We start from the raw sequence: 23,965 nt of genomic DNA, 5'->3' as shown, positions 1-23,965 counted from the left end.
GCAGCTTCTTTGCACTCTCGCAGCTAACTACGACCTATTCGATCAATGACGCGACTTCTTGGGATGGGACCAACTGGCTCTTAATCAGTGGGTCTCAGGTTCGAGCACTTGGTCGCGTCGGGCGCGGCCCCCGCAGAAGCGCCAAGGCTCCGGAGACAAATTCTTATGTCTTGTCGAAGCGCGTCGTCCTCTTGTTGCAAGACACCCGTCATCTTTGAAAGGACTATCTTGCAGCAAACGCCTAGCATATCCGGATCGTTGCCAACGTGACTGCGTGACATGAACACTCCCCGAATTGAAAGCCAGCGCGCCTCCACCAGCGTGCGATCGCCGATCATCGTCAATCAGCTTGGCCCGGACATTCGTGCGGCGCTGGTCGATCACTGGTCGCGCCCGCTGATCATCGATCATTCCGCCGATCGCGCTCCCTGGGAGGTTGCTCCCGAAGCCGACGTGCTGCTGACGCGGCCGCTCGTGGGCTGGCACAAAGCGCCTGCGGAGAAGCCGGCCGGCTGGCCGTTTGGCCTGCACTGGATCCAGACCGCATCGACGGGAGTCGATTTCTTTCCGGCATGGCTGCTCGACGGTCCGGTGGTCACGGTCGGCCGCGGCATCTCGGCTGATCCGATCGCGGAATATGTCCTTGCGGCGATTCTCGGCTTCGAGAAGCGCATCCATGACATCCGGCCGCGCAATCGCGAGCAGTGGAAGATCAGTCCGCTGGGCTCGCTCACCGGCAAGACGATCGGGATTGCCGGCTTCGGCGCGATCGGCCGCGCAGTCGCCGAGCGGGCCAAGCCGTTCGGTGTCAACATCAGGGTTCTCAGGCGCTCGGCCTGGCCATACGTCCTTCCGGGCATCCAGCCGGTTGATAGCATCGAGGAACTGGTCGCGGCTTCCGATCATCTCGTCCTTGCTCTGCCGGCGACGACCAAGACCGCGCGTCTGATCAACGCCGATGTGCTGGCGCGGGCCAAGACGTCGCTGCACCTAATCAATGTCGCGCGAGGGCGGATCGTCGATCAGGGTGCGCTGTTGCAGGCGCTCGACGAGGGGCGGATTGCCGGCGCGACGCTCGACGTCACCGATCCCGAGCCGCCGCCGGAGGGCGATCCGATCTATCGCCATCCCAAGGTCGTCCTGACCCCGCATGTGTCATGGACGGGTGGCGAGGATGCCAAGCGGCTGGCCGATAAAACGCTGGTCAACCTCGACGCCTACGCCCATGGCGTGGCGCTGGCCGACGTCTTCGACAAGGATCTCGAATACTAAAAAAGGAAAGGCAACAATGAACAAGGTCGTCGAGAAGCCCAAGAAATACTCTCTGGTCGAGCGCACGCCGGCCGCGACGTTCGAGGAAGAGCGGCTGCACCGCAAACAGCGGCTTGCCGCAACATTCCGCCTGTTCTCGCGCTACGGGTTCGATCAGGGGCTCGCAGGCCACGTCACCGTGCGCGATCCGGAGTTCCCCGAACGGTTCTGGACCAATCCGCTGTCGAAGCATTTCAGCCAGATCAAGGTATCGGATCTTCAGCTCGTCGATCACGATGGCAACATCCTGATCGGTGACAAGCCGATCAACCAGGCCGGCTTCGTGATTCACTCCGCGATCCACGCCGCGCATCCTGAGGTGATCGCGGCCGCGCACACCCATTCGACCTATGGCAAGGCCTGGTCGGCGCTCGGCCGCCTGCTCGATCCGCTGACGCAGGATTCCTGCGCCTTCTACGAGGATCACGTGCTGTTCGATCCGTTCTCCGGCGTCGTGCTGGAGGCGGAAGAGGGCCGCAAGATCGCGCAGGCGCTGGGATCGAAGAAGGCGGCCATCTTGCAGAACCACGGCCTGCTCACGGTCGGACCGACCATCGAGGCTGCCGCCTGGTGCTACATCGCCATGGACAATGCCGCGCGTGCCCAGCTGCTTGCGGAAGCCGCCGGTACGCCAAAGCCGATCCCCCACGAGATCGCCAGCCTGACCTCGCGGCAGGTCGGAACGCACAAGGGCGGCTATTTCAGCTTTCAGCCGTTGTGGGACTGGATCACCGAGGCGGAACCGGATCTATTCAATTAGGGATCGAGGCTTCCAAGCCGGGTCGATGACCCGGCTCGCCGAATTGCGCCATGCTCTAACATCGTGAGATATAGCGGCAGGCGGCTTGTCACGCTTGTGCAGGCTGCCGCAGCAACGGTGAGGAGCAGGACGACATGGTCAATGGTCTGCCAAGCGAAGTTGAAGTCATCACATTGTTCGTCGATGACATTGCGTCGTCGAAAGCGTTTTACGCCAAGGTTTTCGCGTCCGAGACGGTCTGGGAAGATGCGGTCTCATCCGTGCTTCGATTTGGTGGGCTCCTGGTCAATCTTCTCGACGCGTCTCAGGCACCGCCGCTTGTCGAGCCGCTGCGTGTCGCGCAGTCCTCCGCAGGGGCGCGCGCACTCCTGACGATCAGGGTCGTCGACGTCGATCAGGTCTGTTCAGCCCTGCGGGAGATTGGCGTCGATCTGCTCAATGGCCCGATCGACCGTCCGTGGGGGCGACGAACTGCGTCCTTTGCCGACCCCTCAGGCCATGTCTGGGAGATCGCGCAGCTGATTGAGCGGGAATAGCAGCCTGCTGCCGGCCCGCCGATCGCTACAGCGTCCCGCAGACGCGATTGACCAGTTCGATGAACCAGCGCAGCGCCGGATTGGCCATGGCGCGGCGCGTGTGGAGAAGGTCGATGGTGAATGGCTCCACATCGTAGGGAATCGGAACGACAGATACGCCGGCGGCTGTCGCGAAGCGGCGCGCGACGCGCTCGGCCATGGTTGCCACGAGATCGGTGCCGGCGACGGCAAACGGCACCGCGACGACATGGGCGAGCGTGATCGCGGTCCGGCGCTTGCGTCCGTGCCGGCTCAGCATCGTGTCGATTGCGCCGGGAAGCCCGTCGCCGCCGGCGGAGGAGAACATCACATGCGGGAGCCGCGTGTAATCGTCCTTGGTGAGACGGGCTTTCAGTTTGGCGCGCTTGGCGTCGCGAATGCAGACGAAACTCTCCGTGAAAAGCGTGGATCGGATGATGCGCGGGGAAGCGGGAAGATGGCCACCTATCAGCGCGTCGACATCGCCGTGTTCCAGGCTTGCGACACTCGCGGCCGGATCAATGATGGGGCGCACTACGAGATCGATACCAGGCGCGTCCCGCCGCAACGCCTCGACCAGTCGCGGCACCACGACGAGGTCGCCATAGTCGGTCGCCGCAATAGACAGGCGATGGCGGGCTGTTGCCGGATTGAAGGCTGATGTGGGTTCGAGCACGCCCCGGATCTGCCCCAGAGCGTCGCTGATCGGCCGCGCCAGCGCCAGCGCCTTGGCCGTCGGCTGCATGCCGGAGGCCGAGCGCACGAAGAGCTCATCGCCAAACAGCGCACGCAGCCGCGTCAGCGTGCTGCTCATGGACGGTTGCGCCAGGCCGATGCGCTGGCCGGCGCGGGTCACATGGCGTTCCTCCATCAGCGCCTCGAAGGCGACCAGGAGGTTGAGGTCGACGGAAGCCAAATTCATTTGAACGATGATAGATATAGTAATAATCGATTTCAAGAATGATGCGGGGTGTGGTCTCCTGGCGGAGACGACATGATTGGGCGCGGCGTATGCGGTCTTTACTCCTGCACTTCATCCCGCGCGGACCGACATTGCTGGCGCTTGGCGTCCTGCTTGGATTGGTCTTTCCGGCTCTTGCGGACCTCGCTCGCCCCCTGATGCCAACCACGATCTTCCTGATCGTGCTGGGAACGCTGTTGCGGATCGACAGTCAGGCCGTCGTCGCAACGCTGCGACGGCCATCGCTTTCCGTGCTCTTGCCGGCCGTCGTCATGGTGGCCTGTCCACTCGTCATCGGTGTTGCCGGTCACGCCTTGAACTTTGGTCCGGAGATCGCGCTTGCGGCGGTGCTCGCCGCCTCGGCGCCGCCATCGAGCGGAACGGCAGCGGTGGCACGCATGCTCGGGCTCGACGGGGCGGTGCCGCTCGTGGTGACGGTGTTGTCCATGGTGCTGGCTCCGGTCACCGTGCCGCTTCTTGCAGGCTGGTTCGGCGGTCTCGAGATCAGCGCGCTCGAGCTCGCGCTTCGTCTGGCGCTGTTGATCGGCGGCGCCGAAGGGGTGGCTTTCCTGGTCCGCCGGCATGCGGCCCCGGTGCTGGCGGCCCATGGCGGGATGGTCGACGGGATCATCGTCGCGGCGCTTCTCGTCTTTGCGGTGGCGACGATGGCTGACATTCGCGCGCAGATCGCGGCGGATGTGCAGGCCGCCACGCTCTGCCTCGGGCTCGCCTTCGCTTGCAACATCGCCCTTCAAGCAGCTGGTGCCGTGCTGCTGCCGGGCAATTTGGGCCAGCGGCTGACTGTCGGGCTCATCCTCGGCAACCGTAATGTCGGCCTGGTCTGGTCGGCGCTGGGTGCTGCCGCCTCGCCACGCATGGCGCTATACTTCGCGGCGACGCAATTTCCGATCTACCTCCTGCCGCGCCTGATCGAGACATTGATCGGCCGGAACACTGGAAAGGCCAAGCCGTGACCACGCCCCGTCTTACCCGCGAACATGCCTCGCATTTTGCCAACATCGCGCTCGGCCATGTCGGGCGCGAATATCCCAATAACGTTGATCACGCGCTGGCTGAACCTGCGGATGCCCGCACGCCGAGCCAGCTGCATCCGATCTTCTACGGCAGCTATGACTGGCATTCCTGTGTCCACAGCTACTGGATGCTGGCGCGACTGCTGCGCAGGTTTCCCGACCTTGCGGCAGCCTCCGACATCCGCGCCCTCTTCGATACGCAATTCGTGCCCGAGAAGGTTGCCGCCGAACGTGCTTACTTCGCCCGCCCGACTGCCCGCGGCTTCAAGCGGCCGTATGGCTGGGCCTGGATCCTGAAGCTCGCGACTGAACTGGCGCTCCACCCTGACGATCGCTGGAGCCGCAATCTCGCGCCGCTGGCCGAAATCATCGCGCAACGCTTTCGCGACTTCCTGCCGTTGGCGTTCTATCCCGTACGCGTCGGCACCCATTTCAATACGGCGTTTGGCCTGCGGATGGCGGCAGACTACGCCGGCATCAAAAAGGATGAAGTGCTCGCCAGGTTGCTGCACGAGACTGGCCAGCGCTGGTATGGTGAGGACACGGACTGCCCCGCCTGGGGTGAGCCGAGCGGCGACGATTTCCAGTCCTCGGCTCTTATCGAAGCCGAGTGCATGCGGCGCCTGTTGCCCCCGGACGCGTTCCTGCCCTGGTTTGATCGGTTTCTGCCGCGGCTGGTCGAACGACGGCCGGCAACGCTGTTCAAGCCTGCGACGGTCACCGATCGCACCGATGGCAAGATCGCTCATCTCGACGGGCTCAATCTCAGCCGCGCCTGGTGCTGGCGCTCTCTCGGCGACGCCTTGCCGGCAGGCGACCCCCGCCGCGTCGTTGCTCATGAAGCGGCGCGCGAGCATCTGGCCGCAGGCCTCCCCCATATCGCCGGTCACTACATGGGAGAGCACTGGCTCGCGAGCTTTGCCGTGCTTGCACTGGATGATGAGAACTGAGCGGGCAGGGGCCTTCCGCGGCTCATTCAATCTGCGGTCATGATCAACCGAAGGCGCGCGTGCGAATGTGCGCGACATCGTCGCCACCCGACGGGATCGACGCCAGCAGCGACCTCGTATAGGGCTGCTGAGGGTTATCGAAGATGTCGGCGACGGTCCCGTGTTCGACGATGCGTCCGCGATGCATCACGGAGACGGTGTGGGCGAGCTGACGCACCAGCGCCAGGTCATGAGACACGAACACGTAGGTCAGGCCCAGATTGGCCTGTAGCGAGAGCAGGACTTCGACGATGCCGGCCTGGACGCTGACGTCGAGCGCGGAGGTGGGTTCGTCGAGCACGATCACGTCGGGCTTGAGGACCAGCGACCGGGCGATGGCCACGCGCTGGCGCTGGCCACCTGACAGGGCCCCGGGCTTGCGGGAGAGCAGGTGCTCGCCAAGTCCGACATCGGCCAACGCTTCGCGGACGCGCTCATCCCGTTCTTTTTGCGTTCCGATCTTGAATCGATCGAGCGGCTCGCGCACGAGCCGCTCGATCGTCCAGGTCGGATCGAGCGAGGTGAACGGGTTCTGGTAGACCAATTGAAGGTGGCGCCACACCGTCCGCAGTGCCTCGGGCGAGCGGCCGGTGATTTGTTCGCCTGCGACCGAGATGCTCCCGGTGTCGGGTCCCTCCAGCCCAAGCAGCAACCGGACCGTCGTGGTCTTTCCCGAGCCCGATTCGCCGACCAGCGCGTGCGTGGTGCCAGCAGGGACGCTGAACGACAAATCGTCGACGGCCGTCAGCGCCTTGCCGTCGACTGTGAACGTCTTCGTGACGGCGCTGACCTCGATCTTCGGTGCCTGGCCGGTCTTGAGGGAACGGAAGCCCGTGTCGCGCAGTGCGGCGTAACGGTCGGGGTTGAGGGCCGGGACATCCGCGCGCAGCCTCTTTGCGTAGGCCGACGCCGGCGAGGAGAAGACGGAAGCGGTCCGGCCAGCCTCCTGGATGACACCGTCCTTGAGCACCACGAGCGAGTCCGCTCGTTCGGCGGCGATCGCAAGGTCGTGCGTGATGAGCAGCAGGCTGATCTTGAGGTCGTGCTGCAGCCGCGTGAGCAGGTCGAGGATCCGCTTCTGGATCGTGACGTCGAGCGCGGAGGTCGGCTCGTCCGCGACCAGCAGTGCCGGCCGTGGCAGGATCGCAAGGCCGATCAGCACGCGCTGGAGCATGCCGCCGGACAGCTGGTGCGGGTAGGAGTCGTAGACACGCAGGGGGGTGTCGAGCCCAACCTGGGCGAACGTCTCCAGGATGAGCTGCTTGCGGATCGCCTTGTCGGGGTCGTCGAGCAGCGCAGCCGCCTCCTGCGCCTGGGCACCGATCGTCCGCACCGGGTTGAGTGAGTTGGCGGGGTCCTGCGGGACGAACCCGATAGCTCGTCCCCGCAGCGGCCGGAAGCCGCGCTCGGAAATCCCCAGCACCTCCTGGCCGTCGAACGCCACGCGGCCGGTGGCGTGCCCGCCGCTGGGGAGTAGCCGCAGCACTGCGCGGGCGATCGTCGATTTGCCGGAGCCGGACTCCCCGATGAGGGCGAGGTTCTCGCCGCGGCCGAGTTCAAAGCTCACGTTGGTCACGACCTCGTGCGGCCCATAGGAGACCGACAGGCCGTCGACCCGGAGCTGCGGAATCGACCGCAGCGGCGTCGGCGCGACGCGCTCGGCGCGGGTGAACGTGGCGGTCAGTCTGTCTTGCGGAGCCATCGGCTGATCCTGTTTGCGGAGAGGACGGTCGCGATCGTGACGAAGGCGGGGGCGTACACCAGCCACGGCCATTTGAGGTAGTCCTTGCCGATCGAGATCAGCAGGCCCCAGTCGGAGGCGGGAGGCGGATCGCCGTAGCCGAGGAAAGCAAGGCTGGCGATCACCAGGATCGACAGGCCGAACTGCAGCACCGCGAGCGGGAGCACCGAGCGCGATGCATTCGGCAGCACGTGCCGCAACAGAATGTGCCAGCGCGAGCCGCCCATCAGGAACGATGCCTCGACGAAAACGGCCTGCCGGGTCTTGATCACTTCCGAGCGCATCACCCGCGCGAACACGGCGACCGCCGAGACGCCGGTCGCAACCGCAGCGTTCGTGGTGTCGAAACCGATCGCGGTGACGACGATGACCGCCAGCAGGAAGTTCGGGATCGCCAGCAGCACATCCACCAGGCGGGCGAGCACGATGTCCATCCAGCCGCCGAGGAAGCCGGCCAGGAGGCCGATGAGCCCGCCGGCAACCGCGGCGATGACGACCGCGATGAGCGCGCTCGTCACCGAGGAGGCCGTGCCATAGACGACCCGGGTATAGAGGTCGCGACCGAGGTGATCGGTGCCGAACCAATGCGCTGCGCTGGGGCTGAGCAGCTTGTCAGTGGGAACGCCGCTGGCGGGATCATGACTCGTGAACAAGCTCGGCGCGAGCGACCAGGCGATCACGAGCGCGATGACCACGAAGGCGAGCGCGACGGTCGGCGGCACCCGAAGGGCTGCCAGCCGGCTGATCGCCGTGATGCGTGGCGAGGAGGAAAAGGAGACGAGCGTCATGGCGTCACCGCCTGGGAAAGATTGGTGGAGCTCTCGTCGGCGGTGGTCGGGCGGACCTTGCGACCGCCGATCAGCTTCACGCGCGGGTCCAGCAGCGGGTCGACGAGGTCGGCGATCAAATTGACGAGCACGAACACCACTGCCGCAAGCGAGACGACCGCTTGCAGGACAGGCAGGTCCTGCGTGCTCACCGAACGCTGCACCAGGCTGCCGATACCGGTCCGTCCGAACACTGTCTCGGTGATCAGCGAACCGCCGAGCAGTTCGCCGATGGCAAGTGCGATGACGGTGATGACCGGGAGCGAAGACGGCTTGAGCAGGTGCTTGGCAAAGAGGCGCATCTGCCCGAGCCCACGGCTGCGCGCAACGGCGGCGTATTCCTGCTCGGACTCGTTGTCGAGGTTCGCGATCAGCACCTCGGTGATCCGTGCGGAGATGGGGATGCCGAGCGCGACCGCGGCGAAGAAGGTCGCCCAGAAGCTGTCCGGCGCGATCACGCGAAAGAACCCGAGCTGGAAGCCGAAGATGTGGATCAGCACCAGGCCGATCACGAAGTTCGGCACCGACAGGAACAACGATGGGAAGCCACGCAGCAAGCCCTGGCCGCACCGTTTCGGAAGGAACTGGGTGCCGTAGGCGATCGTAGCCGCCAGCAGCAGCGCGATGGCGAAAGCTGCGGATGCAAGGATCAGTGTCGAAGGGAGAACCTCGGCGATCAGGGTCGTCACAGGCCGATTGGATCGCATCGACAGGCCGAGGTCGCCGGTCACGAAGTTGGACAAGGACGCCCAGAGCTGGATCGGAATTGGCCGGTCCAGGCCTTGGGCGGCGATGATCTCCTTGATCTGATCCTCGCTGAATCCATTCTGCGGGTCGCGCAGCACGTTGGTGATGGGGTCACCAGGCAAAATACTGACGACGACGAAGGTGAAGACGTAAGCCAGCAGGATGACGACGACGGCTTGGGCGAAGCGCTTCGCGGCATAGGACAGGTAGGCGCTTCTCATGCCGGTCGCCTCCTCACGCTGCTTGTTTGCACTGCGGATTACTCGCCGATCGTTGCCGTGTAATAGCTGGCGTAGGCGATGCCGTTGTAGACCTCCCCCTTGAGCTTCGGGGACTGCACGTAGATCCGCTGGACGATCTGCGTGCGCGGGATGAAATAGCCCTGCTCGAGAACGTAGGTCTGCAACTCGTCGAGCAGCGGATTGCGAATGTCGAGAGAGGCCGCGCCGGCGATCTTGTCGCGCAGTTCATTGAGCTTCTTGTCGCTGTCGCCGAGGTTGAACCAGTTCTCGCCGTTGTTGGCGTCGGTGAGGATGCTGGCCACCGTGCCGGCGTCGATGAAGCTGCGCGTCACCTCGTAGGCCGGCACGGCCGGCCCGCCGAACCGGACCTTCTCGCCGAACGTCACGACGTCGTAGGCGCGAATGGTGACCTTCCAGCCGAGCTTGCCGAGTTGCTGGGCGATGAGCTCGTCGATCGACTTTGCCGTCGCAAGATAGGGGTTGGAGTGGAGCGTCAGCGACAGCTGCTTGCCGTCCTTGGTCCGGATGCCGCCAGCACCCTTGATCCAGCCAGCTTCGTCGAGAAGCTTCTCCGCCTTGCCGGGATTGTAGGCCAGGAGCTCGCTATGGTCGGTGGCACCCGGCACGTTGCTCTGGATGAAGGACGTCGCCAGCTTCCAGTCAGGCGTATAGACGGTATCGATGATCTCCTTCCGGTTGATGCCGGCCTGAAGAGCCTGGCGCACTTTCACGTCATTGTATGGCTCCAGCTTGGTGTTGATCGCGAGGCCGTTGACGAAACCGAGATAGCGCGGGGTCGCGACCGTGAAGCCCGCTTCCTTGAGCGACTTCAGTTCCTGCGGTGAGGGGCTGTAGGCGACATCGGCCTGTCCCGACTGGACAGCGGCGACCCGCAGCGACGGCTCGGTCACGAGTTTGTAGGTGATCGAGTTGAGGTAGGCCGGACCGGTGTGGCCGACGGCTGCCGGCCCCCAATTGTAGTCCTTGCGCTTGACCAGCTTGACGAAGTCGCCCTCTTTCCAGGAAGCGACCACATACGGGCCGCTCCCGGATGTCTTGGCCAGATCAGCCTGCTGTGCGGCGGGCTGCGCGATCGTTTTCGGGGAGATGAGGATCGAGCCGTGATAGCCGAGCGTCGGGATAAACCCGAGCGTCGGTGCCTTGAAGACAACCTTCACGGTGGCTGCATCGACCGCCTCGGCGTGGTCGTAAGTCTTCGGGAAGAGGCCAATCGGATTGATCCCCTCGTTCCGCCGGCCTGCGTACCAGATGTCGAGATTGGCGACCACGGCTGACGCGTCGAGCGGTGTTCCGTCGGAGAAGGTCACACCCTTCTTGAGGTGCAGGGTGAACTGCGTGGCCTCGCCGTTCTGCTCCCAGCTTTCGGCGATCCAGGGGCTGACCTTGCCGTCAGCATCGACATAGACGAGCTTGTCGGTCACGTGGCCCCAGATGTGGCCTTGGAAGCTGGAGATCGCGCTGTTGTTCGGAATCCAGGTGCTGCCGAGCGAGTCGATGAGGAAGGTGACGTCGCCGCCGTTCGGTGGAGCGCCGGCACTTCGAGCTGGAGAGAGACCCGCCGTCGCCGTCAAGGTCGCTGCTGCAATCACGGAGGCCGTAGCGAGGAGGCGGCGCCGGGAGAGCGAGAACATTGGGAAACGTGCGGTCATGAAGAGCCCCTGATGATTGATGCGCGATCAGGTCACCGTTTCGCGAAAGCGTTACGGCACCATCAGCGTTTCCTCGTAGGAGAAGCGAAACAAGGGGACCTGGCCATTCCAAATTTCACTTGGGACAGACAACAAAAGCGTCGGGGGCGGGGCAGTGGACGCGATGGTCATTTTGTTTTCATTGCGAACGCGCCCGATCTAGGTTTGCCCGTGACCGAACAGCGCAACGATTGCCGCTTCATTCGCGCGTCAACCCGAGTTCGGCGTCGAGACGGTCCTCTCAGGCCGCATTATGTCGCGTGGCGCATCACCAAATTGAAAAGACATTCTGCAGAGAGCCGATCGCTGGAGAACGGCATGCTGGCGATCGGGAAATGAATGTTGCTGCTATCGCATTACGCGCGAAGCTTGCGTCGGTAGCGCGGTCTTGGGCGAAACGGAACAGGTCAGACACGGCCTTCGATGCGATTGCTCGTGCCGACGAGATCGGTGACGTTGGAAGCCGCATCGGACGAGTCGGCGGATGCCGGGTTCGCTCGAATGCGATCGAGACAAATGTTGTGCCGGCTAATCTGGGCGATGAGTCCTGGGCAGTTCCGGAAGCCAGGCGAACGCCTTGTTCTCGTGGGCGCGACGTGCGCCCGGAGAATCCGAAGGCGCGATTTCCGCTTCCAATTCATGCATATATGGACCTAGAAGAGCCTGATGGCGGAAGCCTCACCAAATCAGATTTCTCAATCGATGCGGGTCGATTGGAGCTGGAATATCTCAGTAATATGAATAGCTTAAATCACAGACTTTCCGTTGCGCCCATGATGGATTGGAGCGAGAGTTTAAGTCTTTCAACTAGTTAAGTGGCCGCGTGTGCACGACGTGTGCACCGAGAGATCAAGAAAAATCTATTGACGGCAAATATGAACAGCCGGTCCGAGGCGTGAGGCCGGCGTCGGTTCGACGCGATCGAATGGACGAGAGCAGGGCAGCGACCTGCGACCGAGAAGCTGGTCTCGTTGGCATAGCGAACCGACGTGCCATCGTCTCGCCTGTGGGGAGGAGGCCGCTGTTCGGCGTAAAGGTGAAGAATGCTGATGTCGGCAGTTCGATTCGATCCCGCTACCAAGGCTGTGATTTTGTGCTCCAAACCACGATTTTGTACGATTTCTCACGCTAGATGGTAGCGCCCCAACGTCGGCATATCAGCATCTACGGCAACGACTGTTTGCTGTGCGTGCCAAAGCCGGTTTACCGAAACTTGGCGGCGACGAAGTGGGTGACCCTGGGCTCGGCCGTGGCGCCGAACTCGCGGATGGCGTCCTGAACGGCCCTGTCGGTATTGGTCACGCGCTGGTGTTGCCGCAGGTGCTCGAGCCAAGATGCGACCATGAACGTCTCCAGAAAGCGTCCGCTCTCGGCGGCGTCCTCGAAGACGTCCCAGGAATATGCGCCATCACGCCTTCGTTGTTGTTCCAAGTCTCTGATGGAGACGAGGAAGGCTTCGCGGCGCTCCGGGGAGATGCGGTATTCGACCGTAATCAGGACTGGCCCGCGGTCGGCGTCTGCGTCGATTGCCAGTACAGGTGAGGGCCAGTGCATCGAGGGCGCAAGATCGATTCCTGCACCGGTTTGAAGCTTCCAACGCCCGGTCAACGCGATTCCTACGACCGCGCCCGCAGCGGCGAGGAAGTGTGGCGTAGGCAAGCCGAGTCCAGAGGCAATACGCCATCAGCCGACGACGGCCACAGGAAGCGGCCGCGCTCCAGAGCGACATGCCCAGTCCATCGTGCCAAAGGATCTTGATCAGCTTGCCGCTCCTGCCACGGAGCACATAGAGATCGCCGCCGTGCGGGTCTCGCTTAAAGGCTTCCTGGACCAGCAAGCCCAGGGAGTTCATGCCGCGACGCATATCGGTGTGGCCGGTCGCAATCCACACCCGCACACCCGAAGCAATCGGGATCACCGCAGGCGTCCATCTGCCAGCGCCGCCACGGCGGCCTTCAGCGTCGCCGCGTCGACCGCGCCAGTGATCCGCATCCGAGCCCCGGCAGCAAACTCGATCTCGATCGACCCGCTGCTGCTGGCTGGCGCGACTGGATCAGGCGTCGGCCCTGATTCCGCGACCACTATCGCCGGTACGAAGCCAGGTTGATCGGCGGCATCCTTCGGCTCGGGACGAAACGACCGTCGCCATCGCAGCAGCAACGAGCGCGAAACGCCATACCGCCGCGCGGTTGCTGCGACCTGGCGCGGCGCCTGTAAGCTCTCCAGGACGATCTTGAGCTTCTCATCCTCGGACCAGCGCCGCCGCCGGCCTGTGTCCACTACTTTGAGCCGTTCGACTTGGGCACTGGGCCTATCACTGTCCATAAGGACAGTTCTCAACAACACGCCTCATTCGGCAAGGCGGCCTTCACCGGATGGATACAGTGCAATCGAGCTAATTGTAGATAGCCTCACGAGACTAAAGGATTGCCGGTCACTTGAGGAAATGCAGGGCCATCGCCGGAGATTGGTCGTCGATTTGAAAGCCAGGACGGGCTTCGATTGCCGGTCATCAATCGCCCAGGTCGAGCAGGACATTGCGACGATAGAAGCGGGTCTTAAAGCGCTCTCGGGACCGATTGGCGGCTAGTCTAGTAGCCGCGGAAGCGCCGGATTTATGCGTGGGCTAATGCGGGTTGCCAGGTGCAATGTCCAACGGCGCTCCACCAACTGAAATCGGCCCGGACGGACTCGCAACGCGCGGGGCCTGCTTTTGCTTTTGCAGGGGCGTGTGCTTTAGGGGGCGCGCCGTGCTAGCGGTAGAGACTGGCGGCGCAGTCGTGTGGTCCGGAAAGGGGGATGCGGGCGGGACAGCAGCAATTTCCGGAGCCGGGTTCTTCAGAGCATCAACCTTGGAGCTCAGACTCGCGAGCTTGTTGACGATCGCCTTTAGTTGTTCCTGTTGGTCGGTGATGGCCCGGTCGATGGCTTCGAGATCTTCGGTCGCCTTCTGCTGAGCGGCGAGCAAATCGGTCATGACCGCTTTGTCGTTCGATCCGGCGTCAGCATCGGCGCCGTCATGGCCAGCAAGCCGAACGATCATTCCCGTATTGAACCAAGCGTATGCACCCCCGGCGCTGGCGACTGCGACTAGGGAAGCTATCAGAAGGACCAAGGGCCATCGTCGTCGCGGCATCGGCGGGACAGGGCGTTCCATAGTTGACCAATCAAGGGACGAATCGCTGCTCATTCGTTCTTCCTAAACAGCCCCCCCGTTCATTGCAATCAAGGCAAGCCGCCTAGCTGATCTGTCGGAAATTTTCGACCTCTTTTGTGTTGCTGAGGCCTTGGATGTGCCGAAGCTTGCGCGCCAGGTAAATCGAGGCGTCGCATGGCCCTTTCAATTCGCTTTTATCTTTTCGCGGAAGATGGCCTTCAAAGCATCTCGCAGCGCGTGATGATGGGGCTGATCCGCGGCAAGGACGCCATGTGCACGTTTCTTCATTTGTACTCACCGGCGTCCACACCAGCGGATTTCCAAAAAGCCTATAAAATAAGGGGAAAGCTCGTGCTGCCAGACAGGATTGAACTTAGGCGGCAACCCCGGTATGCATTGATATTACTGCGCGTTTTCGGTCCGGTGCTTTGCTTCTGTGTGGCACTCTTGAGTGGTGCCACGCGAGACAGTTTACATGGTCGGAGCGATATCGTCACGTTTGATGTTGCATGGCATCTGGCGTAGTCACTTCGGATTGACTTAAGAACGGGCCTAGCGCGCTCAACATGCGGGGGCAGATCGAGCCGTAAGCAGTGACCTACTCCCCGATTTGCCCTCGTTTATAAGTCGAGTCTGTTCTGGGTTTGGCTCCTGTTGGGGCGGGTTGCAAATTCGGTCGGTGTGAGCCCATTGAGGCTCGTGTGCGGTCGGCTGGTGTTGTAGCCGATCCTCCATTCTTCGATGATCTGGCGCGCCTCGTTGAGGTTGGCGAACAGGTGCTCGTTCAGGCACTCGTCGCGTAGACGGCCGTTGAAGCTTTCGACGAAGCCGTTCTGCATCGGCTTGCCGGGTGCGATGTAGTGCCACTCGATCCCCGAGTTCCTCCTGCCAGGCCAGGATAGCGTTCGAGGTGAACTCGGTGCCGTTGTCACTGACGATCATGCGCGGACAGCCGCGGCTTTCGATGATCTGGCCAAGTTCGCGCACCACTCGCAAGGCGGTGAGCGAGGTGTCGACGACCAGACCGAGGCACTCCCGGGTGAAGTCGTCGACCAGGGTCAGGATACGGAAGCGCCGGCCGTTGGAGAGCGTATCCATCACGAAGTCGAGCGACCAGCGCAGGTTCGCATCCTGCGGGATCGACATCGGTGCGTGAGTGCCCAGTGCCCGTTTGCGGCCTCCACGCTTGCGCACGGTCAACCGCTCCTCCTTGTAGAGCCGGTACAGCTTCTTCCGATTGATACGAACCCCTTGCCGAGCCAATAGCAGCCCCAGGCGACGGTAGCCGAAGCGGCGCCGTTGCGAAGCCAATTCCTTCAGCCGGATCCGTAACGCTCCATCGTCCGGCCGTGTCGAGACATAACGATAGGTCTTAGGCGGCAGGCCAACCAGCCTGCAGGCCCGTCGCTGCGAGTAGCCCTTCTCACTGATCGCCCAGGTCACAGCACGTCTCGCAAGCCGGGCGTCAGAAGTTTTTTCCGAGCATCTCCTCAGCGTCGATGCGTCCAGCATCGTCTCCGCCAACAGCTTTTTGAGCTTGCGGTTCTCCTCTTCTAGGGCCTTCAGCTTGCGAGCCTCGGAGATCTCCAGCCCGCCATAGCGCGACCGCCACTTGTAGAACGTTGCATCGCTGATGCCGTGCTTGCGGCACAGATCGGTCGCCGACATCCCGGCAGCGTGTTCCTTCAAGACCTTGATGATCTGCTCTTCCGTGAACCTGCCCTTACGCATCGTCTGTCTCCTTGGTGGAGAACAGAACCCTAACTCAAAACCGGGGGCGTTTAAGGGGAGCAGGTCAGCAGGCTGGCGGAATCGAAACGTTGCTCATGGACGTGCACTCTCGGCAAGAGCGGGTGCTGGCTTGCGCCTCGATAAGTCAAGTCGTCGATCGTAAGGTCGTACACCTTCGGGTCGGAGCGGGAGTTTGAGATCCGGCAAATTTAATGAGGGATTATAGGTTCCGAGAGCGTTCGCGAGCGGCTTGACCACCTCCGTTGGTGCCACCGGCTGCGCGTTTGCGCGTTTGCGCGTTTGGCGCGCTTGGCGCCCGACCTGTTTCCGGGGACGACCCCGGTGGTGGAACGTGTTTGGCTTGGTGCCTGAACGGTCACGCCGGGCAGTTGCGTAGATTGGCCAAAGGCGACTTCGGGGACGGCAAGAAGCGCAGCGACACTCGCGCTGCTCAAGACGCGAAAACGAAACATCGGAAACTCTCAGACCCGGGCGCGATCGCCCGCCAACAGTCGACAAATTGATCGATGGCGGCCAAACGGCCGCACCGAACTTGCGATTTTGGAAAAGTCAGGAGTTCGAAGGAGGGGCTCGGGCCCTTGCGTGTCTGCCGCTCTCGGAATCCCGAAGGTCTTGCGCCGCATTGTGCCAAACAACGGCCAGCGAGGACCTATAGGGAACGGCAATCGCAATCTTGGGGGTGCTCAGCGATGCGCCCGCATGAGCGACCAGGCAACACAGCGCGCACGCACTATCGTGGACGTGATGGCTGGTCTGGTCCGATTGGCTGTCGGCTTCCGTGGCTACGCTGTGGCAGATCGCAGCACCGCCGAAGGCCGCCAATGGATCAGATAAAGCGGAGGCCGTTGCCCATGACGCGCCAATTGGCGCGATGATTTGCATCATCAGCGCCATCAGGAAAGCCGGGAGATAAATTTGCAGCCGTTGCCGCACCGGTGGACGCCCCATGGTAGCGTCTAAATTAATCATGCGAAGCATTGAGAGTCGACGACTTCTGATCTTGCTGAGAAGCGAATGAAGCCACGAGTGCGAAGAATGGTCGTGCATTGTATCCCAAATGTCACGCTGGCGGACCGATAGAACCATCCTCATCCCACGCGCTGTTCGCTACTTTGCGCTGGTTTTCAGCCGCGGACATTCGCTCTCGCTCAGCGGCATGTACGCCTTGTCGGCGGATATCGTCTCCAGGACGTTGTAGTAGTCCCAAGGAGTCTTCACCTCCTGCGGCTTTTTGACCTCGACGAGGTAGAAATCGTGCGCGAGTTTGCTATCAGCGCGCAATCGCGCGCCTCGGGCATAGAAATCGTCGACAGGCATGGAACGCATCTTGTCGAGAACGGCGTCCGTCTCGTCCGTTCCAATTGCAGCCACCGCCTTCAAATACTGCAGCACCGCGGAGTAGACGGCGGCTTGAGGCGCGGTCGGCATGGTTTTGTGCAGCTTGAAGAAGCGTTGACCGAATGCTCTCGTCTCCTCGTTCAAGCCCCAATACCAGGCGGTCACCGTCGTCAGTCCCTTGGCCGTTTCCACGCCCATCGCGTGCACATCGGTCAGAAACATGAGTTCGGCGACCGGCTTCTGCGGCGTCGCGTTCATGCCGAACTCATTCCACTGCTTCATGACCGTGACGAGTTGCTCGCCGGCATTCGCAAATGCGACGACCTTGGCCTTCGACGCCTGAGCCTGCAGCAGGAACGAACTGTAGTCTGCATTTCCAAGCGGATGAAACACCGCGCCAAGCGACTTTGCGCCGGCCTCGGCCAGCGTGCGCTGGGAGACCTCCACCATATTCCGTCCGAACGCGTAGTCGGCGGCAATGAAGAACCAGCTGTCATATCCTTGTGCGACCAGCCTGCGCACCGAGCCGGTGACGAGATTATAGTTGTCGTGCAGCCACATCAGGCCCGTACGCGAGCATTGCTTTCCGCCGATGTCCGTCGTCCCGACCGCGGAGTAGATGACGATCTTGTTCTTGTCTCTTGCGATCGACTGAATGGCCAGCGCCACCGCAGAATTGCCGACGTCGGCAACCATGTCGACGCCGTCGACGTCGAACCATTTGCGCACGATCTGGGCGCCAATGTCAGGCTTGTTCTGATGATCCGCGACAATGATCTCGACCTTCAGGTCGGGCGACAGCTTGCGAAAGTCGTCCACGGCCAACTTCGCCGCGACCACAGAACCGGGGCCGGAATTATCCGATAGCGGGCCTGTTTGATCGTTGATGATTCCGATCTTGACGACCCCCGCCGAGAGCTCGCGGGCCGATGCCAGATCCGGAAGTGCGGTCGCAGAGACCGCCAAACCAATGCCGAGAACCAGCCGATAAAACTGGATCCGTAATGGGCGAAATTCATCGATCCGGAAATGCCTCATGGTTCACCTTTGTTCGCGAGGTCACGATTGGCTATCTTCCCGGCAAGGAAGGTCGCATCATGCAGCACACACGGTCGCGGGTGACTGTGCCCTAGGTGACGGCGGCCTTTTTCACAAACTCCATTCGATTGGTATGCGCGGATGCGACCCGCTCTTTCATGGCTGCGACGATCGCCGCCGGCGCCGTGTCGGGCGATCCGGCCTCGAACGGCGGCGCCGGGTTGTACTCCAGCCGAAGCTGGATCATCTCGGCCGCCGCACGATCCTTCAACAGCGATACCAGCGTCAACGCAAAGTCGATGCCAGCCGTCACGCCGCCGCCGGTCACCCTGTTGCGGTCGATACAAACCCTGTCACGGGAGACCGACGCGCCGAAATACGGCAAGGCTTCGATGGCGGTCCAATGCGTCGCGGCACGATAGCCCTTCAACAGGCCGGCAGCGCCCAGCACGAGAGAGCCGGTGCAAACGGACGTGATGAACTTTGCCTTTGGCTCCTGCTTGCGCAGGAATTCCAATACTTCTTTGTCGACGAGAAGTTCGTCCGTGCCGTAGCCGCCGGGGACGCAGATGACGTCGAGCTGCGGGCAATCGGCGAAAGCCACCGTCGGCGCAAGCGTGATGACTGAATCGCTTTGAACGGGCTCGATCCGCTTCCAGACGAGATGCAGCTCCGCGTCCGGCAGACTCGAGAAGACCTGGACCGGCCCTGTGAGATCGAGCTGGGTCACGCGCGGAAACACCAACAGACCGATCTGCATCGACTAGACATGTCCTGCTCTCCGCGTTGTCCTTGACCGCAACACCCTGCCATGCTGCGGTTGGGCCGGAAATGGCGTAATTCCCTTAAATCTGGACATGCCATGATCGGCCTGCTGATTTTCAGAGATTTTCAGTTGATGGACGCATCCGGCCCGATCTCCGTTTTCGAGATCGCAAGGCGGCAAAAACAGAGCGCGCCTCAAACGAGGATCTTCGCGGTCAAGGCCGGTGCTGTCAGAAGTTCTTCGGGCGCCGAGATGTACGCGCGCAGCCTGCGTTCGGCAAAGTCGCTCACGACGCTCATCGTTGCAGGCGGCGAGGGAGTCGAGGTCGCGGCGCAATGCAAGGCGACGGTTGCCTTCGTTAAAAAAATGGCGAAACGCGGCGTACGTATCGCAAGCGTCTGCACCGGGGCTTATCTGCTGGCCGAGGCGGGATTATTGAACGGCCGGTATGCGACGACGCATTGGTCCCGCACGCGTGACTTCATCGGACGATATCCGAGAGTGAAACTTCAGGCAGATCGCATTTTCGCAAAGGACGGTGGCGTCTGGACGTCCGCTGGGGTGACTGCAGGGATTGATCTGGCGCTCGCAATGGTCGCCGAAGATCATGGCGACGAGATTTCGCAGGCGACGGCTCGACAGCTTGTCCTGTATCATCGCCGCAGCGGTGGCCAGTCGCAGTTCTCGACCCTGCTGGAACTCAAGATGCCGAACGGCCGTTTTGGTGGTCTTCTGTCCTGGATGCGTGAGAATCTCCACGCTCCCCTCACCAGGGAGACACTTGCGGAGCAAAGCGGTTTGAGCGCACGACATTTCGTCCGCTCTTTTGTCGCTGAAACCGGGTTGAGCCCGACCAGGGCCGTAGAGCGGTTGCGCGTGGAGGTCGCACGCGAGCGCGTGCAATGCTCTGGAGAGACGATAGAGAGTGTCGCGCAAGCAACGGGCTTTCGCGATCCCGAACGGATGCGCCGAGCGTTCATCCGCGCGTTTGGCCAGCCTCCACAGTCTTTGAGACGCACGGCGAAAGGTACAGGAAGGTTGTCGTTACCACCCTCTCGTGAGTTGCGCCTAGATAACATACCATAGCAAGAAAGAGAGTATGTGGGTTTCGGGTCAAAGACTGTTGTGGCCCGCACGCGTCATCCCGTTGGGCTCACCTTCAGGAAGCAGGCCTCTCGGTGCCATGAGTTAAGGTCAGGCACGGGCCTAAGCTGGACCTCTGGCTTCATTGTTTTGGCAATAGCTTTACCCCGGGTGCGGGTCCCTTGTAGTCCCCAGCTGTCTTGCCTTCCGCGGGAATTTCGATCCAGCGGTGCGTGCCGCCGCCCTCGCATTCCTGCACCACCGGGAAATAAAGCATTCGCCCTGCAGCCAAGTCGGCTGTCAGATAGACGGAAACGACAAACTCTTCGTAATAGTCATTTGGCAGGTTGCCGCTCCACGACACCTTCCTTCACGCCCTCCGTGACGTTGCTGTGATACATCGCGTAGGACTTGTCGTAGCTGCCTTTGATAAGATCAATTTTCCACCCCGCCTTTGGCATCGGCTTGACGCCGACGACGGCATCCGGAATCCGGACGCGGACCTTTAGCGTCGGTGAATCGCCGCATTCATGAGGGACACGGAACGTGGCCCGATAGGAGGTCCCGACTGAGGCCTCCGTTTGCGCAAGGGTGACGTGCGCCTGCGCCGCGTTGCCGGCGCCAAGCAACGTAGACATCGCCATGACAGCGGTCCGAGTGGTGATGGTCCAATTCATGTCGATTCCTCCTCACATTCGATAGCGGACGCCGCCATAAATCGCGCGTCCCGTGCCCGGATTGAAAAGCGCCATCGTGGGATCGGCCGTGCCGACCGTGATCGTGCTTGAAATGTAGCGCTTATCAAGCAAGTTGCGTCCCTCGATGTAGCCCGACCAACCCACGCCTGTGTCGTAGCCGACCTTGAAATTCAGCAGGGCATACGGATCGATCGTGAGGGTATTGGCATTGTCTGCAAAGAAGGACTGAGGCATCCACTCGACGTTCGGCCCAGCATAGAATCCGTTCGGATTCTTGTAGAGCACTTCGGCTCGAAGGTAGTGGGCTGGCGCGCCCGGCAGGCGGTTATTTCCCCAGATCGCATCGTCGTGAAAGCGAAAGTCGCCATAGGTATAAACAAGGTTGAACCACACTCGATCTTCCTGGGTAAACACAGATTTGAGAAAGGCGACCCCGGCGCCGGCCTCCACACCTTGGTGAAAGGTTCGGCCTGCATTCGTCTGAACACAGGGGTTGGTGAAGAACGGATTGACGACGACCGTCAGGCATTGCAATTCATTCCTGATATTAGAGCACTTTCCGACCGGAAAGAATCGGGTGGGGATTCCCAAAACGGCGCGAGTCAGATTCAAGCTGCATGCTGGCGAGGGAGGCCAGCATGTATGGCCAGGGCGCTTTCGGTTGATCTTCGCCAAAGGGTGGTAGCCGCGATTGACGGTGGCATGTCCTGTCGACAGGCTGCTGAGCGCTTTGGTGTCAGCGCGGCCAGTGCAATCCGCTGGCGCGGTCGCCTCAAGAAAGTTGGCGACATCGTTCCTAAACGCCAGGGCGGTGACCGCAAATCGCAGCGCATCGAAGCGCATTCGCAATTGATTCTGGAGGCGGTGACAGCGAGGCCGGATATCACGCTTGCCGAGTTGCGAGAACTGTTGAAACGTCGTGGAATATCGACTGGCATCGCGTCGCTCTGGCGTTTTTTCCAGCGCAGAAAGATCACACTTAAAAAAAGACAGCGCACCCCGCCGAGCAACGGCGCGGCGATATAAATGCCGCACGTGAGGAGTGGTTCGAAGGGCAAATCGACCTTGACCCTGAGCGTCTCGTCTTCATCGACGAAACCAGCGCCAACACCAAAATGGCGCGGCGTTACGGGCGCTCGCCACGCGGCGAGCGATGTCGTGCAGCTATCCCACACGGACATTGGAAGACGACGACGTTCACCGCTGGATTGCGCTCCGACGGTCTGATCGCGCCGCTTGTTCTGGACGGTCCAATGGATGGCGACGCTTTCCTGGCCTACGTCGAGCAATTGCTCGCCCCATCGCTGCGGCCGGGCGATACCGTTATCATGGACAACTTGCCCGCTCACAAGGTCCATGGCGTTCGAGAGGCCATCCAGGCGGTCGGAGCTAGCCTGCTCTATCTTCCGCCCTACAGTCCAGACTTCAACCCGATTGAAATGGCCTTCTCCAAACTGAAAGCGCTGTTGCGGACCGCCGCAGCCCGCACCATGCCCGATCTCTGGCAAGCAATCGCCAACGCTCTCAAACGCTTCTCACCCGAGGAATGTCAAAATTATCTCGTCGCGGCTGGTTACGACGCAACGTGATCGGAAAACGCTCTAGCTCGATAGAGGGAGACGTCCCAAGTGACATCAGGCCTACGCCCGCGCGTTCCGATTTCGTAGGTGGTCGCCGTCTGGATATCGACGTTCGAGCTTGCCGGCGTCGCAAACGTGTTCACGTCAAAGGTGGGCACCTCAGCACTGCGAGAGATGTTGCCAAACACCTGCCAAGCCGGATCGACGTCCCAGAGCAGACCCACCCTCGGGCTGATGTTATCCCAGGTGCGGCGGCCTGATTGATCGCCGTCCGTCAGGAAGCGGTCCCGCTGATCGCGAACGGCATGCATGAATAGCCCGCCAGCAACGAGCGCGACATTTGGAAGTACGAAGAACGAGTTGTCTCCGTAGATTGAGGTGTTCTCCGACTTCCACAGGTTGGAAGAAGCCAACGGGCCTTTTACGGCGCCCGGCAGGTTGATGTACTGGTTGATGTCGATCGTCCCGTTCTGAAGATTCACGCCGGTGATCAGGCGGTTGCGGAAGCCTCCGATCAGCCGATCGTCGGTCGCGCGGACAAAGCCACCGTAGTCCTTGGCCGTAAAGTCGAGATATTGGAAAATCGGATGATCGACGTGTCGGTCCAGCCCGAAGATGCCGAAGTCGACCGTGGTGTTGTCGAAGCGCAATGTCGTCTTGTTGGCGAGCCGAACCGTATCGATGTTGCGCTGCTGATCTTGAATCAGAAAATCGGGGTTTGCTGCTCGCGGATTCGACAGCGCAGCCGTCTTGGTGACTTCTCCCGGTATCTCTGCGCGCCACCGGCCCGCGTTGACGTAGAAGCGCGTCTCAGCGTCCGGCGAAAACTGGTAGCCGAAATTGGCGTTGAGGCGCTCGGTGTCGGTTCTGCTGTGTTTGTCCTCGCGCTGGGCTGAGGCCGTGATGAAGTAGTCAGCGGGTCCGTAGGCTCCGCCGGAACTCGTCTGAGTCTTCAAATAACCAAAGCTGCCCGCGTCGAAACGCGCCTCGAATGGTGATGCATCGCGACCAGTCGGCATGACGAAATTGATCGCGCCTCCAAGCGAGTTGGAGCCGTAACGCAACGCATTGGCGCCTTTGAAGACCTCGACATAGCGATAGGCAGTCGGATCGATTTCAAATAGATCAAACAACCCGTCGGCTGTATTGATGGGGATTCCGTCCATGTAGGGATTGATACCGCGGTTGCCAAAGCTCCGGGACAACCCGGAGCCGCGGATCGAAATGCGGCCGTCAGGTCCCCATCGCGTCTGAATCAGGACGCCCGGGACCCATCCAAGGATATCTTTGATCGTGTTGGCAGGACCGTCTTTGAACTGGGTGTCGGGCACCACCTCGACGCCCCCGGGGATGCGCTGAATCTCAGCTGTGGCTTGCGCCAAGCTCGGGACCGTTAGGGTGCCGCTGCCGCTCGGGTTTGACTGAGCGGCGGGAACGGCTGCTGGTGCGGGCGTCCGCGCCGATCGGGTAGCCCGTGTTGCCTGGCTCTGGGTGCGGGGTGCGCGAGCTGACTGACTACGCTTCTGCTGAGGCGCCTCCACCGTGACAGGGGGAAGGTTGGGTGGATTTGATTGAGCGCTTGCCGGCAAAGTGAAGACGAGTGCTGTGCTGGCGAGCAAGCAGCCGAGCACATGCAGGGACGTGAATGACATGATGAACCTCTGAACTGAACTATGGA

Annotated in this window: 23 protein-coding genes and 2 pseudogenes; 9 read left to right on the top strand and 16 right to left on the bottom strand. The window is 61.7% G+C overall.

All coding sequences use genetic code 11. From position 1 onward, the window contains the following. The first annotated feature begins 279 nt into the window (after positions 1 to 279). From HAP41_RS30510 to HAP41_RS30500, 3 genes are all read left to right on the top strand, one after another. Positions 280 to 1,272, top strand: coding sequence for an NAD(P)-dependent oxidoreductase (locus HAP41_RS30510; protein ID WP_166093485.1), 993 nt, complete (start codon positions 280 to 282; stop codon positions 1,270 to 1,272). A gap of 16 nt (positions 1,273 to 1,288) precedes the next feature. Beyond that, positions 1,289 to 2,071, top strand: a complete 783-nt coding sequence (locus tag HAP41_RS30505; RefSeq protein WP_175618056.1) for a class II aldolase/adducin family protein — start codon at positions 1,289 to 1,291, stop codon at positions 2,069 to 2,071. Between the two features lie 134 nt (positions 2,072 to 2,205). Beyond that, the gene (locus HAP41_RS30500) at positions 2,206 to 2,607 is read left to right on the top strand and encodes a VOC family protein (protein WP_166093502.1); all 402 of its coding nucleotides are present in this window, start codon (positions 2,206 to 2,208) and stop codon (positions 2,605 to 2,607) included. 25 nt (positions 2,608 to 2,632) lie between these two features. Here HAP41_RS30500 and HAP41_RS30495 read toward each other — a convergent pair whose 3' ends face one another. Beyond that, complete coding sequence (locus HAP41_RS30495) at positions 2,633 to 3,547, bottom strand: LysR family transcriptional regulator (protein ID WP_166093517.1); 915 nt, start codon at positions 3,545 to 3,547, stop codon at positions 2,633 to 2,635. 89 nt (positions 3,548 to 3,636) lie between these two features. On the opposite strand from HAP41_RS30495, the gene HAP41_RS30490 reads away from it, so the two are divergent. Beyond that, positions 3,637 to 4,560: a hypothetical protein gene (locus HAP41_RS30490; protein ID WP_166093522.1), complete on the top strand. Its 924-nt coding sequence runs from the start codon at positions 3,637 to 3,639 to the stop codon at positions 4,558 to 4,560. Further along, the gene (locus tag HAP41_RS30485; protein WP_166093527.1) at positions 4,557 to 5,570 is read left to right on the top strand and encodes a DUF2891 domain-containing protein; all 1,014 of its coding nucleotides are present in this window, start codon (positions 4,557 to 4,559) and stop codon (positions 5,568 to 5,570) included. Before HAP41_RS30490 ends, HAP41_RS30485 begins: the two co-directional genes overlap by 4 nt. A gap of 43 nt (positions 5,571 to 5,613) precedes the next feature. Here the strand turns inward: HAP41_RS30485 and HAP41_RS30480 are convergent, their stop codons facing one another. From HAP41_RS30480 to HAP41_RS30465, 4 genes are read right to left on the bottom strand one after another with little or no spacing between them, the layout of a single operon-like run. Continuing rightward, entirely contained in the window at positions 5,614 to 7,311 is a 1,698-nt protein-coding gene (locus HAP41_RS30480) for an ABC transporter ATP-binding protein (RefSeq protein WP_166093535.1), read from the bottom strand. Next, on the bottom strand, positions 7,290 to 8,138 hold the full coding sequence (locus HAP41_RS30475; RefSeq protein WP_166093540.1) for an ABC transporter permease: 849 nt from the start codon (positions 8,136 to 8,138) through the stop codon (positions 7,290 to 7,292). The genes HAP41_RS30480 and HAP41_RS30475 overlap by 22 nt, the downstream gene beginning before the upstream one ends. Next, on the bottom strand, positions 8,135 to 9,145 hold the full coding sequence (locus tag HAP41_RS30470; protein WP_166093544.1) for an ABC transporter permease: 1,011 nt from the start codon (positions 9,143 to 9,145) through the stop codon (positions 8,135 to 8,137). The genes HAP41_RS30475 and HAP41_RS30470 overlap by 4 nt, the downstream gene beginning before the upstream one ends. A 38-nt stretch (positions 9,146 to 9,183) precedes the next feature. Continuing rightward, positions 9,184 to 10,836, bottom strand: coding sequence for an ABC transporter substrate-binding protein (locus HAP41_RS30465; protein ID WP_166093552.1), 1,653 nt, complete (start codon positions 10,834 to 10,836; stop codon positions 9,184 to 9,186). Between the two features lie 12 nt (positions 10,837 to 10,848). Here HAP41_RS30465 and HAP41_RS30460 point away from each other — a divergent pair, with 12 nt between their 5' ends. Continuing rightward, positions 10,849 to 11,214, top strand: coding sequence for a hypothetical protein (locus HAP41_RS30460; protein ID WP_166093555.1), 366 nt, complete (start codon positions 10,849 to 10,851; stop codon positions 11,212 to 11,214). 864 nt (positions 11,215 to 12,078) lie between these two features. Here the strand turns inward: HAP41_RS30460 and HAP41_RS30455 are convergent. From HAP41_RS30455 to HAP41_RS30440, 4 genes and pseudogenes are all read right to left on the bottom strand, one after another. Further along, positions 12,079 to 12,534 (bottom strand): MFS transporter, encoded by a 456-nt coding sequence (locus tag HAP41_RS30455; protein WP_224580694.1) that lies wholly within the window; start codon positions 12,532 to 12,534, stop codon positions 12,079 to 12,081. Positions 12,535 to 12,649: 115 nt separating this feature from the next. Continuing rightward, a pseudogene (locus tag HAP41_RS50775) lies at positions 12,650 to 12,727 on the bottom strand (hypothetical protein); the annotation flags it as partial. Between the two features lie 62 nt (positions 12,728 to 12,789). Next, positions 12,790 to 13,218, bottom strand: a complete 429-nt coding sequence (tnpA, locus tag HAP41_RS30450; protein ID WP_248577127.1) for an IS66-like element accessory protein TnpA — start codon at positions 13,216 to 13,218, stop codon at positions 12,790 to 12,792. Positions 13,219 to 13,501: 283 nt separating this feature from the next. After that, a complete protein-coding gene (locus HAP41_RS30440) occupies positions 13,502 to 13,918 on the bottom strand; it encodes a hypothetical protein (protein WP_166093577.1) in 417 nt (138 codons plus the stop codon). A gap of 288 nt (positions 13,919 to 14,206) precedes the next feature. On the opposite strand from HAP41_RS30440, the gene HAP41_RS30435 reads away from it, so the two are divergent. Continuing rightward, positions 14,207 to 14,557: a hypothetical protein gene (locus tag HAP41_RS30435; RefSeq protein WP_166093586.1), complete on the top strand. Its 351-nt coding sequence runs from the start codon at positions 14,207 to 14,209 to the stop codon at positions 14,555 to 14,557. A gap of 95 nt (positions 14,558 to 14,652) precedes the next feature. Here the strand turns inward: HAP41_RS30435 and HAP41_RS30430 are convergent. From HAP41_RS30430 to HAP41_RS30415, 4 genes are all read right to left on the bottom strand, one after another. Next, positions 14,653 to 15,763, bottom strand: a protein-coding gene (locus HAP41_RS30430) for an IS3 family transposase (protein WP_166093596.1) whose coding sequence is annotated in 2 segments (ribosomal slippage) — positions 14,653 to 14,910 and positions 14,912 to 15,763 — 1,110 coding nt in all. Because the reading frame shifts where the segments join, the coding sequence is not laid out codon by codon here. Positions 15,764 to 16,333: 570 nt separating this feature from the next. After that, positions 16,334 to 16,666 (bottom strand): DUF2946 family protein, encoded by a 333-nt coding sequence (locus tag HAP41_RS30425; protein WP_248577246.1) that lies wholly within the window; start codon positions 16,664 to 16,666, stop codon positions 16,334 to 16,336. Between the two features lie 225 nt (positions 16,667 to 16,891). Then, positions 16,892 to 18,160: an ABC transporter substrate-binding protein gene (locus HAP41_RS30420; RefSeq protein WP_166093600.1), complete on the bottom strand. Its 1,269-nt coding sequence runs from the start codon at positions 18,158 to 18,160 to the stop codon at positions 16,892 to 16,894. Between the two features lie 91 nt (positions 18,161 to 18,251). After that, positions 18,252 to 18,920: a DJ-1/PfpI family protein gene (locus HAP41_RS30415; RefSeq protein ID WP_166093603.1), complete on the bottom strand. Its 669-nt coding sequence runs from the start codon at positions 18,918 to 18,920 to the stop codon at positions 18,252 to 18,254. 102 nt (positions 18,921 to 19,022) lie between these two features. Here HAP41_RS30415 and HAP41_RS30410 point away from each other — a divergent pair, with 102 nt between their 5' ends. Beyond that, the gene (locus tag HAP41_RS30410; RefSeq protein WP_166093610.1) at positions 19,023 to 20,012 is read left to right on the top strand and encodes a GlxA family transcriptional regulator; all 990 of its coding nucleotides are present in this window, start codon (positions 19,023 to 19,025) and stop codon (positions 20,010 to 20,012) included. Between the two features lie 139 nt (positions 20,013 to 20,151). On the opposite strand, the pseudogene HAP41_RS30405 reads toward HAP41_RS30410, so the two are convergent. Next, positions 20,152 to 20,653: pseudogene (locus HAP41_RS30405) on the bottom strand (YcnI family copper-binding membrane protein). Between the two features lie 45 nt (positions 20,654 to 20,698). Beyond that, positions 20,699 to 21,319, bottom strand: a complete 621-nt coding sequence (locus tag HAP41_RS30400) for a TonB-dependent receptor domain-containing protein (protein ID WP_349770477.1) — start codon at positions 21,317 to 21,319, stop codon at positions 20,699 to 20,701. A 30-nt stretch (positions 21,320 to 21,349) separates the two neighbouring features. Between HAP41_RS30400 and HAP41_RS30395 the strand changes: the two genes are divergently transcribed. Next, positions 21,350 to 22,296, top strand: a protein-coding gene (locus tag HAP41_RS30395) for an IS630 family transposase (RefSeq protein WP_166093615.1) whose coding sequence is annotated in 2 segments (ribosomal slippage) — positions 21,350 to 21,689 and positions 21,689 to 22,296 — 948 coding nt in all. Because the reading frame shifts where the segments join, the coding sequence is not laid out codon by codon here. Here HAP41_RS30395 and HAP41_RS30390 read toward each other — a convergent pair. Beyond that, a complete protein-coding gene (locus HAP41_RS30390) occupies positions 22,281 to 23,669 on the bottom strand; it encodes a TonB-dependent receptor family protein (protein WP_224580695.1) in 1,389 nt (462 codons plus the stop codon). The genes HAP41_RS30395 and HAP41_RS30390 overlap by 16 nt on opposite strands. Positions 23,670 to 23,965: the final 296 nt, after the last annotated feature.

This window comes from Bradyrhizobium barranii subsp. apii (assembly GCF_011516635.5).
GTDB classification, from domain to species: Bacteria; Pseudomonadota; Alphaproteobacteria; order Rhizobiales; family Xanthobacteraceae; genus Bradyrhizobium; species Bradyrhizobium barranii.
Note: the sequence above shows the minus strand (reverse complement) of the source record. Positions and strands in the feature narration are given on the sequence as shown.

What these genes read in the sequence shown, in the direction of transcription:
- HAP41_RS30440 (WP_166093577.1), bottom strand. Translation starts at nt 13,918, where the DNA reads ATGATCGTTCGGCTTGCTGGCCATGACGGCGCCGATGCTGACGCCGGA.
- HAP41_RS30410 (WP_166093610.1), top strand. Translation starts at nt 19,023, where the DNA reads ATGATCGGCCTGCTGATTTTCAGAGATTTTCAGTTGATGGACGCATCC.
- HAP41_RS30505 (WP_175618056.1), top strand. Translation starts at nt 1,289, where the DNA reads ATGAACAAGGTCGTCGAGAAGCCCAAGAAATACTCTCTGGTCGAGCGC.
- HAP41_RS30460 (WP_166093555.1), top strand. Translation starts at nt 10,849, where the DNA reads ATGATTGATGCGCGATCAGGTCACCGTTTCGCGAAAGCGTTACGGCAC.
- HAP41_RS30500 (WP_166093502.1), top strand. Translation starts at nt 2,206, where the DNA reads ATGGTCAATGGTCTGCCAAGCGAAGTTGAAGTCATCACATTGTTCGTC.
- HAP41_RS30470 (WP_166093544.1), bottom strand. Translation starts at nt 9,145, where the DNA reads ATGAGAAGCGCCTACCTGTCCTATGCCGCGAAGCGCTTCGCCCAAGCC.
- HAP41_RS30490 (WP_166093522.1), top strand. Translation starts at nt 3,637, where the DNA reads ATGCGGTCTTTACTCCTGCACTTCATCCCGCGCGGACCGACATTGCTG.
- HAP41_RS30475 (WP_166093540.1), bottom strand. Translation starts at nt 8,138, where the DNA reads ATGACGCTCGTCTCCTTTTCCTCCTCGCCACGCATCACGGCGATCAGC.
- HAP41_RS30435 (WP_166093586.1), top strand. Translation starts at nt 14,207, where the DNA reads ATGGCCCTTTCAATTCGCTTTTATCTTTTCGCGGAAGATGGCCTTCAA.
- HAP41_RS30420 (WP_166093600.1), bottom strand. Translation starts at nt 18,160, where the DNA reads ATGAGGCATTTCCGGATCGATGAATTTCGCCCATTACGGATCCAGTTT.
- HAP41_RS30415 (WP_166093603.1), bottom strand. Translation starts at nt 18,920, where the DNA reads ATGCAGATCGGTCTGTTGGTGTTTCCGCGCGTGACCCAGCTCGATCTC.
- HAP41_RS30425 (WP_248577246.1), bottom strand. Translation starts at nt 16,666, where the DNA reads ATGCAAATCATCGCGCCAATTGGCGCGTCATGGGCAACGGCCTCCGCT.
- HAP41_RS30495 (WP_166093517.1), bottom strand. Translation starts at nt 3,547, where the DNA reads ATGAATTTGGCTTCCGTCGACCTCAACCTCCTGGTCGCCTTCGAGGCG.
- HAP41_RS30465 (WP_166093552.1), bottom strand. Translation starts at nt 10,836, where the DNA reads ATGACCGCACGTTTCCCAATGTTCTCGCTCTCCCGGCGCCGCCTCCTC.
- HAP41_RS30480 (WP_166093535.1), bottom strand. Translation starts at nt 7,311, where the DNA reads ATGGCTCCGCAAGACAGACTGACCGCCACGTTCACCCGCGCCGAGCGC.
- HAP41_RS30510 (WP_166093485.1), top strand. Translation starts at nt 280, where the DNA reads ATGAACACTCCCCGAATTGAAAGCCAGCGCGCCTCCACCAGCGTGCGA.